Raw genomic sequence first — 14,865 nt, 5'->3', positions numbered from 1 at the left:
CAATGACTTAATACTACAGTCAGGCTTGGTGAATTATGGGTTCTTTGTTAAACTGACTTGATGTCATTGAAAAAAGCGCTACTTTCACAAATCTTGGGCCTAGCCTTGGGTTTCGCGATTTCGTCTTCTGCCCAAGCGGTAGAGGCGAATGCCCCTGCGCCTGAGGTGACGTCTTCAAGCGTTGAGACGGTAGTTCCAAAAGAAAGTATGTTCCAGGCAGGCAGAGCCTATATTGCTCGGGTATCGGATCGTTTGGCTGATACCGTTACCGGAAAATCTGAAGAGCTTATTAATCGTGCCATGGAAGTGATTGGTGTGCGCTATCGCTGGGATGCTGAGTTGCCTCAGTCTGGATTAGATGGCAGTAGCTTTGTTCGCTATGTCTTTAAAGATAAATTAGGTTTCTTATTACCACGCAAGTCGACACAAATGAGTCGCGTTGGAAAGCCGATTGGTCGTGATGAGTTGCAGCCCGGTGACCTCGTATTTTTTAATACGATGCGTTTAACTTTCTCTCACGTGGGTATTTATGTGGGGGACAATAAATTTATTCACTCACCATCGAAAGGTACCAGTGTTCGCGTTGACGATCTGGGTAGCCTCTATTGGGATAAACGTTTTGATGGTGCCCGTCGTCTTGATGGTAGCGACAACTTAGATGATGCTGAGCGTCAAGAGTTGTTAAATGAGGTGAAGAACCTCAAACGCAAGTCTCGTAGCCTCTAGGCCTACTCCCCAGCCCCTTTGGCTGACTAGCCTTTGAGCTTTTCTTTAATCAATGCCATTTGTTCTTGGGTTGCTACTTCGCCAGCTAATATGGCCGCATTTCTGGATTTGAAATCACCGCTACTCATTTGTTTGAGTTGCGGCTGAATTACGATATCGGCACTTTTCAATTCGTATTGATTGATGCTTCTTTGCATTATTGAGATAGTTTGTTGCAACACTCCAAAGGTGCCACTCGCATCCTGATGAACGGGCTCTGAAGAGATATTGACTGCAATTACGAGTGTAGCTCCCATCTGTTTTGCATAACTCACGGGTACCGGCGCGACTAAACCACCATCAAGATATTCTTTGCCGCCAATGACAGTCGGCTGAAAAACGCCGGGAATACTGCAGGAGGCTCGTACGGCTTGACCAGTGTTTCCGGTACGAAACAAAACGCCTTTGCCTGATTGCAATTCAGTTGCAACAATGCCCAGTGGAATGCGCATCTGCTCTATGGTTTTGTTTTGCACTTCGCGGTTGACCATATTTTGTAGGGCATCACCCTTAATTAATCCCCCAAACCGTCCTGCAAACGGTAAACCCCAATCGGCAATGGTGGCCTCATCAAGATTAAGGGCTAGGCGATTGAGATCATTTCCTGTGGCGCCAGACGCTAGTAGGGCTGCGATAACGCTACCGGCACTACTGCCAACCACGAGATCTGGGTGAATGCCTTGAGCCTCTAAAGCTTTAATGACGCCAACATGCGCAAACCCCCTTGCTGCGCCAGCCCCCAACACTAGGCCAACAACTGGCTTTTTAGAGCCAATCAGACTGCACGAGCTCAAAGCGCCAGCACTAAGCAGGGCGCTCATGCCAATGCCAAAACCCAATAAATGGCGTCGTTCAGCGGAAACGGGGGCTTTTGATGAAATATTGTGCATGTGGCTATTGTATTGAGCCTACCTTATAATAGATACACGGTGAACGAAAAGGACTTCGTTGCAGCGCGGACATAATCCCTAACTAGAAATTATGAGATGGATTGTCTGTAGTCGCTAAAACACCAAAACCCATTACTGAAATACATTATTAAAGCCTGCTCAGGATATTCCTGATAGCCCCACATTTATGGACGATCACAATAAGCGCGTTATAGAAACAGCCCTCCTGTGCGCGCAGGAGCCACTGACCGTTGCTGACTTGTCTCGTCTATTTGTCGAAGACATCACTACTGCAGATATTGAGGAAGCATTAGTGGAACTGCAACGCGCGTGGCACGACAGGGGAATGGAGCTGGTGCATATTGCTACTGGCTGGCGTTTCCAAAGCCGTCTATCGATGCGCGAGTATCTTGATCGCTTGACGCCTGAGAAGCCGCCAAAGTATTCTCGTGCAGTGATGGAGACCCTGGCAATCATTGCCTACCGTCAGCCTGTTACTCGCGGTGAGATCGAAGAAATTCGTGGCGTTGCTGTCAGTAGTAATGTGATGAAACAACTAGAGGACCGTGGTTGGGTAGAGGTGATTGGCCACAAAGATACTGTTGGTCGCCCTGGTTTATATGCCACTACAAAACAATTTTTGGATGACTTAAGTCTGACCAATTTACAAAGCTTGCCAATGTTAGAAGATGCAGCGCCGATGGCCGCTGCAGAGCATTTAGGTCAAGCAGTGATGGAATTTGATTCCAGTGCCACTGTAGAAACCGTTGTGATTGATGGTGAAGCGCAAGCGGCAGAAGAGGTAGAGGTTGAAGAAGTCACCACCGAGATTACTGAAGAGACAGAAGCAGTTACCCCTAAGTCTGATGAGCAGTCAGACGAAACAAAATAATAATTAATGACAAGCTCCAACGAAAACGATTCAAATCCGCCAATACCAGCAGCGCCATCACAAACTGATTTAGGGTCTGCTCGCGCAGAAGGATCTCAGGCTGAGGGTAGTGAATGCCCACCACGTGAGGACCGCGGTCCGCGTCATCCACGTCGTGCAGGAACCGGCAAGCATCCATTCAACAAGAAGCGTCCTTTTAACAAAGACAAGCCACGTCGTGAAGGTGAAGGCTCTCAAGGCCCTCGTGAAGGTGGCAGTAATCATTCCGCAAAATTAGGGCCAAACCCTGCAGACGTAGAGGCATTATTTGCTTCTGTAGTATCTGGTGAGTTTGATGCTGCACTTGATGCGCCAGAAGTCTTGGAAACAAAAAATCCAGATGGCTTGAATGAGAGTGAGATCTCTCATCAGACTGGTGCAGAGCGTCGTGCACAACGCGCTCAGCGTGCGCGTGAAGATGAAGATCCAGATGCGCCAACGGAAGAAGAAGTCAGCAGTTTGCAATTTGCAAATGTGGATGACTTACCGCTCAGTTTGCGCGATGAAGTATGGTCCGACCTTGATGGTTTAGATGACGATGCTGACGACGAAGATACTGTCAAGTTACATAAAGTGTTAGCTGACGCGGGCATGGGTTCCCGTCGCGACATGGAAGACTTGATTATTCAAGGGCGCGTATCGGTGAATGGTTTGCCTGCCCACATTGGTCAGCGTATTGGGCCAACCGACCAAGTGCGTATCAATGGCAAGCCAGTGCATCGCAAGATTCAAACCAAACCGCCACGCGTCATCATGTATCACAAGCCTGCGGGCGAGATCGTGAGTCAGTCTGACCCAGAGGGTCGTCCAACTGTATTTGATCGATTGCCAAAGCCACGTCAAGGCCGTTGGATTGCTGTTGGTCGTTTGGACTTTAATACTGAAGGTTTGTTGTTGTTCACCACTTCAGGTGAATTAGCAAATCGTTTGATGCATCCACGTTATGGTGTTGAGCGTGAATACGCTGTGCGTATCTTGGGTGAGTTAAGCCAAGAAAACACGGCACAACTCAAAAGCGGCATTACGCTCGATGATGGCCAGGCTAAATTCTTGCGCCTCTCAATGGGTGGTGGTGATGGCGCCAATCGTTGGTATCACGTTGCATTAACGGAAGGTCGTAATCGCGAAGTACGTCGTATGTTTGAAGCAGTGGGTCATACGGTATCCCGCTTGATTCGTACGCGTTACGGCATTTTCTTATTGCCTCCTCGCTTGCGACGCGGCAAATGGGAAGAGATTGAAGCTGGCGGCATCTATAACTTGATGAAGTCTGCTGGTTTGAAAATGCCTCAGCCGCAAGATAAAGGGCGCAATCCCAATACTGGTGGACAAAGTCGTAATCCAGAGGGGGCGGATTTCCAACCCGACCCAATGCAAACCTCGGTCTCTTATTGGGGCTCAAGGGATGCTTTAACTCTAGCAAGCGGCCATAACGGCCTGACTCATCAGGGGAGAGGTGGAAAACCCGGTGGCGGAGGTTCAGGTGATGGTCGTGGCCCATTCCGGGGTCGCACCCAGGCCGGTAGACCTGGTCAAGGTGGTGGTCAGGGTGGTCAGGGCCAAAACCGCAATAAAGGCAAAAAAGTGCACCATGGTCAGTCCGCATTTGTGACGGGCAACCCCCAAAGTCCAGGAAATGGGCCCAAACGCAGTGCCCCAAAAGGTAGAAAACCGTTCAATAAAGGCCCCAGAAAGCCTCGAAATCCTGGCGAAAGCTTCTGATTTCTAACAGATTTCTCTAAAAATCAGCTATAATTTTGGTCTTGCAGTACAAACATACTGCAAGTGTTGTTACCGACTGATGTTGCGATCAACGTAAGTCGGCCTGTTCTGAATTTCGAGAATATGGGCTTCAAAGCCCATTTTTTTTTGCCGTTTTGGTTTGAAGGGTGTTGTGAAAGATCAAAAGATCATCGCTGCAGAGTTGGAAAACTTAGGTTACACGTTAGTAGATATTGAGCGTGAAGCTGGGGGATTGTTGCGCGTCACAATTGAAAACCCAGATTACGAGCGTTTGATTACTGTTTTGGATTGCGAGAAGGTGAGTCATCAATTGAGCTACACCTTGCCAGTTGAAAACATTCCATACGAGCGTTTGGAGATTTCTTCTCCGGGCTTAGATCGCCCTGTAAAGACAGCTGTTGATTTTGAGCGCTTTACTGGAATGGAAGTGGATTTGAAGTTGCGTGTTGCCGTTGGCAACCGTAAGAATTTTCGTGGTGTGTTGCAAGGTTTGCTGAGTGGTGATTTGAATTCACCTGATGCGAAATTTGGTTTGGTGTTCGAGGCAGCTGATGGTCAGCCGTCTCAATTGGAGTTTTCTTTAGCCGAGGTCGATAAGACTCGGTTGGTCCCTGTTATTGATTTCAAAGGAAGAAAGTCATGAGCCGAGAAGTTCTCATGTTGGCAGACGCGCTAGCGCGTGAAAAGAACGTTGATCAAGCGATTGTGTTTGAGGCGCTTGAAATGGCGTTGGCATCAGCCACTAAAAAGCGTTATGCAACTGAAGATGTGGATATTCGTGTATCGATTGACCGTGAGTCAGGCGAATACGAGACATTCCGCCGCTGGTTGGTTGTTCCTGATGAAGCCGGTCTGCAAGAGCCAGATAAAGAGATTTTGCAATTCGAGGCCAAAGAACAAATTCCGGATATGGAAGTCGGAGACTATATCGAAGAGCAAATCGAATCTTTAGCTTTCGGCCGTATCGGTGCGCAAGCTGCAAAACAAGTTATTTTGCAACGCATCCGTGATGCTGAGCGTGAGCAGATTTTGAATGACTACCTCGAGCGTGGCGAAAAAGTCATGACTGGTACCGTTAAGCGTGCTGATAAAAATGGTTTGATTATTGAATCGGGCCGTGTTGAAGCTTTGCTGCGTCGCGACCAAATGATTCCGAAAGAGAATTTACGTTCTGGTGATCGTGTACGTGCATACATCCTTAAGGTGGATCGTGAAGCCCGTGGTCCACAAATCGAACTCTCCCGTACTTGCCCAGATTTCTTGATTAAATTGTTTGAGAACGAAGTGCCTGAGATGGAGCAGGGCTTACTCGAGATTAAAGGTGCTGCCCGTGATCCTGGTATCCGCGCAAAGATTGCCGTTGTAACTTATGACAAGCGTATCGATCCAATTGGTACCTGCGTCGGTGTTCGTGGAACCCGTGTTACTGCAGTACGTAACGAAGTTGCTGGTGAGGCGGTAGATATTGTGTTGTGGTCAGAAGACCCAGCACAGTTTGTCATTGGCGCTTTGGCCCCAGCGCAAGTATCTTCAATTGTGGTGGACGAAGAGCGTCACGCGATGGATGTGGTGGTTGATGAGGAGAACTTAGCAATTGCAATTGGCCGCAGCGGACAGAACGTTCGTTTGGCTAGCGATTTGACTGGTTGGCAGATCAACATCATGACTCCTGAAGAGTCTGCTGAGAAAACCGAGAAAGAAGCTTCATCTGTACGTCAATTGTTCATGGATAAATTGGACGTTGACCAAGAAGTGGCTGATATTTTGATTGAAGAAGGTTTCAATACATTAGAAGAAGTAGCTTACGTGCCATTGTCTGAAATGTTGGAAATCGATTCATTCGATGAAGATACTGTGAATGAGTTGCGCACCCGCGCACGTGATTCTTTGTTAACAATGGAGTTGGCAAAAGAAGAGCGTATTGGGGAAGTATCCCAAGACTTGCTTTCCTTAGAAGGAATGACCAAAGACTTGGTTGCTAAGCTTGCTGACAATCAAGTACATACCCGTGACGACCTTGCTGAACTAGCTGTTGATGAGCTAGTTGAGGCGACACAAATTGACGAAGAAACTGCGAAAACGCTCATCATGAAAGCGCGCGAACATTGGTTTACTTCATGAGAGGAAGTAGTGCATGGCAACAACAGTAAAAGTACTCGCTAAAGAATTAAAACGTACCGCGCCAGACCTCTTGGAGCAGTTGAAGGCGGCCGGTATCGAAAAAAGTTCTGAGGACGATAGCATTACCGAAAAGGATAAGACTGCCTTGCTTGAGCATTTGCAAAAAGCTCACGGCAGTGCTGACACTGGCGCTCGCAAAAAAATCACCTTGATCAAGCGTGAGAGTTCTGAGATTCGTCAAGCAGACTCTGCAGGGCGGACTCGAACTGTGCAAGTGGAAGTTCGTAAAAAGCGTGTACTCGTTAAGGCTGGGGATAAAACTCCGGAGGCAGCTGAAGCCAAGCCGGCAAAAGAAACTGCCCCAGCAGCACCTGCTAAGCCAATTCTCTCAGAAGAAGAATTAGAAAAACGTGCAGCTGAAGCAACACGACAGGCCGAGTTATTGGCCCGTCAAGAAGCAGAAATGAAGGCAGCTGAAGAAGCGCGTCAAAAAGAGTTCGCCGCTCCTGAAGTTGAAGCTAAAGCTACCGATGAAGTGTCTGATGTAGCAGCAGCTGAGAAAAAAGCTACGGCCGAGAAGGCTTCCAAAGAATTGGCTGCAAGCAAAGAAAAAGAGTTGGCAGATATTCGTGTGCGTCGCGCTGCTGCGGAGGCAGAGGCTTTGGCTATTCGCGACATGATGAGTGCGCCTGCTCGAGTTCTAAAGGCACCAAGCGAAGTTGCGGCTGAAGAAGCGAAAAAGGGTACTCTACATAAACCTGCAAAAGCAGAAGGTGCGGACGATAAGAAAAAATCCCCAGCTAAAGTTGGCGGTAAGACAATTAAGTCTTCTGAGACATCATCTACTTGGCAAGAAGAAGGCGCCAAGAAACCAGGCGGTCTCAAGACCCGCGGCGATACCTCTGGTGGTGTTGGTGGTTGGCGTTCAGGTGGCGGTCGTAAGAAACAGCGTCAAATCGCTGAGGCAAACGTCGACACTAACTTCCAAGTGCCTACGGAGCCGGTAGTACGTGATGTTCATGTTCCAGAAACCATTACGGTTGCCGAGCTTGCCCATGCTATGGCAGTTAAGAGTGCTGAAGTAATTAAGCTCCTGATGGGTATGGGCCAAATGGTCACTATTAACCAAGTGCTAGATCAAGATACAGCGATGATCATCGTTGAAGAGATGGGTCATACAGCTCATGCAGCAAAATTAGATGATCCAGATTTGGACCTTGGTACTGATGGTCATGATGCAGAGTTACTACCACGTCCTCCAGTAGTGACTGTAATGGGTCACGTTGATCACGGTAAGACTTCTTTGCTCGATAAGATTCGTTTAGCGAAGGTAGCCTCTGGCGAAGCTGGCGGTATTACTCAGCATATCGGTGCATATCACGTAGAAACTCCACGTGGCATGATTACTTTCTTAGATACCCCAGGTCATGAAGCGTTTACCGCAATGCGTGCTCGTGGTGCTAAGGCAACCGATATCGTGATCTTGGTCGTTGCAGCAGATGACGGCGTGATGCCGCAAACCAAAGAAGCGATTCACCACGCAGTTGCAGGTGGCGTACCTTTGGTAGTTGCAATCAATAAGATTGATAAGCCAGAAGCGAACTCAGAGCGCGTGAAGACTGAATTAGTGGCTGAGCAAGTGGTTCCCGAAGAATACGGTGGCGATGTGCCATTTATTCCGGTGTCTGCTAAAACAGGTGAGGGTATTGATGCATTGCTAGAGAACGTACTTCTCCAAGCAGAAATTTTAGAGCTCAAAGCACCTAAAGATGCTCCTGCACAAGGTCTCGTGATTGAAGCGCGTTTGGATAAAGGTAAGGGTCCAGTTGCAACCGTCTTAGTGCAGTCTGGAACTCTCAAGCGTGGCGATATGTTGTTGGCCGGATCAACCTTTGGTCGCGTACGCGCTATGTTGGATGAAAACGGTAAGCCATGTAATGAGGCTGGCCCATCCATCCCAGTAGAGATTCAAGGTTTGGCAGAAGTTCCTGCCGCTGGCGAATCCGTGCAAGTGGTTGCCGATGAGCGCAAAGCTCGAGAGATTGCACTCTTCCGTCAAGGTAAGTTCCGGGATGTGAAGTTGGCGAAACAGCAAGCAGTCAAACTTGAAACCATGATGGAAAACATGGGTGAGGGCGCTATTGAAGCGAAGTTATTGCCATTGATCATCAAGGCAGACGTACAAGGTTCTCAAGAAGCCTTGTCACAGTCCTTAATGAAACTCTCTACACCAGAAGTCAAAGTACAAATCGTCCACGCTGCTGTGGGTGGCATTACTGAAACTGACGTGAACTTAGCTGTAGCCTCTAAAGCAGTCATCATTGGCTTTAACTCACGTGCAGATGCTGCAGCGCGTAAGTTGGCTGAGAATAATGGTGTGGATATTCGTTATCACAACATTATTTATGACGCAGTAGATGAAGTGAAGCTTGCCCTGAGCGGTATGTTGACTCCAGATAAGAAAGAAGAAATCACAGGTCTAGTTGAGATCCGCCAAGTCTTCTTGGTATCTAAAGTTGGCGCGATTGCGGGTTGCTTGGTTATTGACGGTATCGTTAAGCGTACTTCAAGCGTTCGCCTCTTGCGTGACAATGTGGTTGTCTGGTCGGGTGAGTTGGACTCTCTCAAGCGCTTCAAAGATGATGCTAAAGAAGTACGAGCCGGTGTTGAGTGTGGCCTGTCATTAAAAGGCTACAACGACATTAAAGAAGGCGATCAATTAGAAGTGTTTGAAGTTACTGAAGTAGCTCGCTCACTCTAATTACTCGAATCCAATCGGCATGCATAAAACTAGCCCTCATCGTAACCAGCGTCTCGCCGATCAAATTCAGCGAGACCTGGCCGAGCTGATTCCTCGTGAGCTAAGTACTTCTAGCGTGGGTTTGATTACTTTACAAAGTATCGAACTCTCGCCTGACTTGGCGCATGCAAAAGTGTTTTTCACTGTATTGGGTGCTGAGCCTGAGATTGCATTAAAAGCGCTCCAGGATAAGGCAGGCTATTTGCATTCTTTGTTGTTTAAGCGTTTGCATATTCACACAGTGCCAACCTTACACTTTCACTATGACAGCTCCGTAGAGCATGGCATAGAAATGTCTCGATTGATCGACCAAGCTCTAGAGAGCGATCAATCAGGCGAGAATAAATAAACATGTCCACGCGTATCGACGGCGTAGTGTTGCTAGATAAACCCGCAGGAATGAGTTCCCAGGGTGCGGTAACCGCTGTAAAGCGCGCATTTAATGCTGACAAAGCAGGGCATACTGGGACTTTAGATCCCATGGCAACTGGTTTATTGCCAATCTGTTTAGGTGAGGCTACTAAGTATTCTCAAGACTTGCTTGAAGCAGACAAGACTTATATTGCTCAAGTGAAGTTTGGCTCCCGAACAGATACTGGCGATGCTGAAGGCCTCACAATTGAGGAATTACCATTACCCACTTTTGAAAATATGGCTGCAATGCAAAAAGCACTAGATGCTTTGTTACCAGCTTTTTCTGGGGTGATTACTCAAGTGCCACCAATGTATTCGGCACTCAAACGTGATGGCAAGCCTTTATATGAATATGCGCGTGCTGGTGTTGAGTTAGAGCGCACCCCACGTGAGATTACCATTCACAAAATTCGCTGGATCAATATTCAATGGCCTGAAGCAACCCTAGAAGTCACTTGTAGTAAAGGTACCTATATTCGTGTTTTGGCTGAAGATATTGGTAATTTTTTGGGCTGTGGTGCTCATTTAGTCGGGTTGCGTAGAACCGAAGTAGGGCATTTAAGTCTTGAGCAGTCATTTACGATTGAATCGATTCAAAATGCTTTGCACGATAGCTCCAACTACATTCTTCCAGTTGATGCTCTCTTGCAATCATTGCCGCACTTAACCGTGGACGAGCAACAAGCCAAGCGCCTGGAAATGGGCCAACGGGTTCCATTGAATCTTCCTTCGATAGAAGCACTAGTACGTATTTATCGCGCTACCGCCGCTCCCCATAACTTTATTGGAACTGCCGATTGGCGTTCTGGAGTTTTACATCCAAAACGGTTGATTTCGCAGGCTCACTAAACACATTATTTACAACCCTTTTTACTTATCTTTAACTTTAGAAGCTTCACATGACTAAACGCGCACTTCGTAATATCGCCATCATCGCTCACGTTGACCACGGCAAAACTACTTTGGTTGACCAACTTTTGCGTCAATCTGGCACATTCCGCTCCAATGAAAAAATGACCGAACGCGTCATGGACTCAAACGATCTTGAGAAAGAACGCGGCATTACCATTTTGTCTAAAAACTGTGCGGTGGAATATGACGGCACACATATCAACATCGTTGATACCCCAGGGCACGCAGACTTCGGTGGCGAGGTAGAGCGTGTGCTGTCTATGGTTGACGGTGTGTTGCTGTTGGTTGATGCGGTAGAAGGCCCAATGCCGCAAACCCGTTTCGTAACCAAGAAAGCTTTGGCATTAGGTTTAAAGCCTATTGTGGTGATCAATAAGGTTGATCGTCCAGGTGCGCGTACTGATTACGTTATCAATGCGACTTTTGAGTTGTTTGATAAGTTGGGTGCTACTGAAGAGCAGTTAGATTTCCCGGTGGTCTATGCATCTGGTTTGAATGGCTATGCCGGTTTGACTGATGATGTGCGAGAAGGAGATATGCGCCCCTTGTTTGATACTGTCCTGAAGCACGTTCCAGTGCGTGATGACAATCCAGAGGGCCCATTGCAATTACAAATTACCTCTATTGAGTACAGTACATACGTAGGTAAGATCGGTGTAGGCCGCGTTAATCGTGGAACGGTGAAGCCATTGATGGATGTGGTCTTTATGGATGGTCCGGATGGTGTTCAACGTAAGGGCCGTATCAATCAAGTATTGAAATTCCGTGGCTTAGAGCGTGAGTTTGTTGAAGAAGCTCAAGCGGGCGATATCGTTCTGGTAAATGGTATTGAGGACTTAGCAATTGGAACAACAATCTGTGCGCCAGATACTCCGGAAGCATTGCCAATGCTCAAGATTGATGAGCCTACCCTGACCATGAACTTTATGGTAAACACTAGCCCATTGGCTGGTCGTGAAGGCAAGTTTGTGACGAGCCGTCAGATTCGTGAGCGCTTAGATCGTGAATTGAAATCCAATATGGCCCTACGCGTTAAAGATACGGACGACGACACCGTATTTGAAGTATCTGGCCGCGGTGAATTACACCTTACTATTTTGGTCGAGACCATGCGTCGCGAAGGCTACGAATTGGCTGTTTCTCGTCCACGCGTAGTGTTCCACGAAGAAGATGGTGTGAAGATGGAGCCATACGAGAACTTAACTGTTGACGTTGAAGACACCACTCAAGGTGCCGTGATGGAAGACTTGGGTAAACGTAAAGGTGAATTACTTGATATGGTGAGTGACGGTAAAGGCCGTACTCGTCTTGAGTACCGTATTCCAGCGCGTGGCTTGATCGGCTTTCAAGGCGATTTCATGACAATGACCCGCGGTAATGGATTGATGAGTCATACGTTTGATTCTTATGCGCCAGCTAAAGACGGTATTTTGGGCGAGCGTCATAACGGCGTATTAATTAGTCAAGATGATGGCGAAGCAGTCGCATATGCGTTGTGGAAGTTACAAGACCGTGGCCGTATGTTTGTGAGCCCTGGCGATCCTTTATATGAAGGCATGGTGATTGGTATACATAGCCGTGATAACGATTTGGTTGTGAATCCGATTAAAGGTAAGCAATTAACCAACGTGCGTGCTTCTGGTACCGACGAAGCAGTGCGTTTGGTAACCCCAATTGCAATGAACCTGGAGTACGCAGTGGAATTCATCGACGATGATGAATTGGTTGAAGTAACGCCGAAGAGTATTCGTATTCGCAAGCGTTACCTCAAGGAGCATGAGCGCAAAAAAGCCTCACGCGAGTAAGCATCTAACGGCTACACAACAAAAGTCACCTCTGGGTGGCTTTTGTTCTTCAGACATTAGCAATCTTCCAAAAATATCACCATTTACCAGTATTAGAGAATCCAATACATGCTGCCATCCATAGAACAACGTCTTGCCCAAGAGCTCTCTGCAAAACCTAACCAAGTAGCAGCTGCAATCTCTTTATTGGATGAGGGAGCCACAGTTCCATTTATTGCTCGCTACCGTAAAGAAGTCACTGGCGGCCTTGATGATGTGCAATTACGTCTATTAGAAGAGCGGCTGACATACCTGCGTGAGCTGGAGGAACGTCGCAAGACAATCGTGACTTCAATTGAAGAGCAGGGCAAGATGACTCCTGAGTTGCTTAAGGCGATCATGATGGCTGAAGATAAGACGCGTCTTGAAGATCTATATCTACCCTATAAGCCCAAGCGTAGAACGAAAGCACAGATTGCGCTCGAGGCTGGATTGGAGCCACTCGCTAATGACTTATTGGCTAATCCAGGTCTGGATCCAGAGGCTGAGGCCGCTAAATATATTAAGCCAGCTTTCAAAGCCGATGAAACTGAAAATCCTGGGGTACCTGATACTAAGGCAGCTTTAGAAGGCGCCCGCCAAATACTGATGGAACGCTTTGCTGAAGATGCAGCTCTTGTTCAGTCATTGCGTACCTATTTACAAGACCATGGTGTAGTTGAGTCCAAGGTGATTGCCGGGAAAGAACAAGAGGGTGAGAAGTTTGCTGATTACTTTGACTACTCTGAACCCATTAAGGCAATACCATCACATCGTGCACTAGCGCTCTTTAGAGGTCGTCGTGAGCAAATCTTGATGGTGATATTGCGCTTAGATAGCGAAGCAGAGAAGCCCAAGTGGGATGCGCCGCACAATCCTTGTGAAAACCGTATTGCCAATCATTTTAAGATCAAGAATGAAGGGCGACCAGCAGACGGCTGGCTGATAGATACAGTGCGTTGGACATGGAGAGTGAAGTGTTCATTGCATTTAGAGTCAGAGCTGATGACTGCCTTGCGTGAACGCTCAGAAACCGAGGCCATCAACGTCTTCGCGCGCAATCTGAAAGATCTTCTTCTGGCAGCGCCTGCAGGCCCAAGAGTCACCATTGGCCTTGATCCTGGAATGCGCACTGGTGTGAAGGTTGCAGTAGTCGATGCAACGGGTAAAGTGGTTGACACTGATGTCATCTATCCACATCAGCCCAAGAATGACTGGACGGGTTCGCTCCTAACGCTTGCCAAGTTGGCTGAGAAACACAAGGCGACCTTAATTTCGATTGGGAATGGCACGGCGTCACGTGAAACCGATAAGCTTGCACAGGATTTAATCAAGGCAAAGCCAGAGCTAGGTCTTACTAAGATTGTTGTCTCAGAAGCAGGAGCCTCGGTTTACTCTGCATCAGAGTACGCCTCAAAAGAATTGCCAGGAATGGATGTCTCTTTGCGTGGCGCAGTATCCATCGCCCGACGTTTACAAGACCCACTAGCAGAACTAGTGAAGATTGATCCCAAATCAATTGGCGTTGGCCAATATCAGCATGATGTTATGCAAACCCAATTGGCTAAATCATTGGTGGCAGTGGTAGAGGATTGCGTAAATGCGGTAGGTGTAGATGTTAATACTGCCTCAGCACCATTATTAGCAAGGGTTTCGGGTTTATCGAGCGTAGTAGCAGAAGGTATCGTGGCCTATCGCGACAATAAGGGGGCATTTCAATCCAGAATGGATCTCAAGAGCGTGCCACGACTCGGTGAAAAGACTTTTGAACAGGCGGCAGGTTTCTTGCGCATCATGAATGGTAATGATCCACTTGATGCTTCAGCAGTACACCCAGAATCCTATCCATTAGTTGAGAAGATTCTGAAAGATATTAATAAGGGTGTGAAAGAAGTGATTGGCGATACTAATCTTCTTCAATCACTCTCACCAGAAAAATATGCAGATGGCCAGTTTGGTGTACCAACCGTTACAGATATTCTGAAAGAATTAGAAAAGCCTGGTCGTGATCCGCGTCCAGAATTTACAACCGCCACTTTTAAAGATGGGGTTGAGAAAATGAGCGACCTCAAGACTGATATGATTCTTGAGGGAGTTGTGACTAACGTCGCGGCCTTTGGAGCTTTCGTAGATATTGGCGTTCATCAAGATGGCTTAGTGCATATCTCCGCGTTATCAAACACCTTTGTCAAAGACCCGCATTCTGTTGTCAAGGCGGGGCAGGTCGTCAAAGTCAAAGTGCTTGAGGTAGATGAGAAGCGTAAACGCATTGCGCTAACGATGCGTCTATCTGATGAGGCACCAAAAGCAACTGTAGGCGCTAGGCCTGAGCAAAGGATTGCAAGTCGTCCTAAATCGAATGAGCCTAGAAAACCTCAAGATGATAGAAGACAGGCTGCACCCATCAATAATGCGATGGCGATGGCCTTAGCAAAGTTAAAGAAGTAGTCTTGAGTGATTATTATT

The 14,865-nt window shown here is 47.4% G+C and carries 11 protein-coding genes; 10 read left to right on the top strand and 1 reads right to left on the bottom strand.

What is annotated here, in order from left to right:
* Positions 1–60: 60 nt before the first annotated feature.
* Positions 61–726, top strand: a complete 666-nt coding sequence (locus ICV38_RS05980; RefSeq protein WP_215378330.1) for a C40 family peptidase — start codon at positions 61–63, stop codon at positions 724–726.
* Between the two features lie 26 nt (positions 727–752).
* Here the strand turns inward: ICV38_RS05980 and ICV38_RS05975 are convergent, their stop codons facing one another.
* Positions 753–1,655: a patatin-like phospholipase family protein gene (locus ICV38_RS05975; RefSeq protein WP_215378328.1), complete on the bottom strand. Its 903-nt coding sequence runs from the start codon at positions 1,653–1,655 to the stop codon at positions 753–755.
* A 187-nt stretch (positions 1,656–1,842) separates the two neighbouring features.
* On the opposite strand from ICV38_RS05975, the gene scpB reads away from it, so the two are divergent.
* The 9 genes from scpB (at position 1,843) to ICV38_RS05930 (ending at position 14,847) form a co-directional block, all read left to right on the top strand.
* Entirely contained in the window at positions 1,843–2,547 is a 705-nt protein-coding gene (scpB, locus tag ICV38_RS05970; protein WP_215378326.1) for an SMC-Scp complex subunit ScpB, read from the top strand.
* A 6-nt stretch (positions 2,548–2,553) separates the two neighbouring features.
* Complete coding sequence (gene rluB / locus ICV38_RS05965; RefSeq protein WP_215378324.1) at positions 2,554–4,308, top strand: 23S rRNA pseudouridine(2605) synthase RluB; 1,755 nt, start codon at positions 2,554–2,556, stop codon at positions 4,306–4,308.
* A 172-nt stretch (positions 4,309–4,480) separates the two neighbouring features.
* A complete protein-coding gene (gene rimP, locus ICV38_RS05960; protein WP_215378322.1) occupies positions 4,481–4,972 on the top strand; it encodes a ribosome maturation factor RimP in 492 nt (163 codons plus the stop codon).
* Complete coding sequence (gene nusA, locus ICV38_RS05955; RefSeq protein ID WP_215378320.1) at positions 4,969–6,450, top strand: transcription termination factor NusA; 1,482 nt, start codon at positions 4,969–4,971, stop codon at positions 6,448–6,450. The genes rimP and nusA overlap by 4 nt, the downstream gene beginning before the upstream one ends.
* A 13-nt stretch (positions 6,451–6,463) precedes the next feature.
* Entirely contained in the window at positions 6,464–9,211 is a 2,748-nt protein-coding gene (gene infB, locus ICV38_RS05950; RefSeq protein ID WP_215378318.1) for a translation initiation factor IF-2, read from the top strand.
* A 19-nt stretch (positions 9,212–9,230) separates the two neighbouring features.
* Positions 9,231–9,599 (top strand): 30S ribosome-binding factor RbfA, encoded by a 369-nt coding sequence (rbfA, locus tag ICV38_RS05945; protein WP_215378316.1) that lies wholly within the window; start codon positions 9,231–9,233, stop codon positions 9,597–9,599.
* 2 nt (positions 9,600–9,601) lie between these two features.
* Positions 9,602–10,513, top strand: coding sequence for a tRNA pseudouridine(55) synthase TruB (gene truB, locus ICV38_RS05940; RefSeq protein ID WP_215378314.1), 912 nt, complete (start codon positions 9,602–9,604; stop codon positions 10,511–10,513).
* Positions 10,514–10,563: 50 nt separating this feature from the next.
* Positions 10,564–12,381, top strand: coding sequence for a translational GTPase TypA (gene typA / locus ICV38_RS05935; protein ID WP_215378312.1), 1,818 nt, complete (start codon positions 10,564–10,566; stop codon positions 12,379–12,381).
* A gap of 108 nt (positions 12,382–12,489) precedes the next feature.
* The gene (locus ICV38_RS05930; RefSeq protein ID WP_215378310.1) at positions 12,490–14,847 is read left to right on the top strand and encodes a Tex family protein; all 2,358 of its coding nucleotides are present in this window, start codon (positions 12,490–12,492) and stop codon (positions 14,845–14,847) included.
* Positions 14,848–14,865: the final 18 nt, after the last annotated feature.

Origin of the sequence: Polynucleobacter sp. MG-6-Vaara-E2, from assembly GCF_018687695.1 — a bacterium.
Classification (GTDB): domain Bacteria; phylum Pseudomonadota; class Gammaproteobacteria; order Burkholderiales; family Burkholderiaceae; genus Polynucleobacter.
This window is presented reverse-complemented; position numbering and strand designations above follow the sequence as displayed.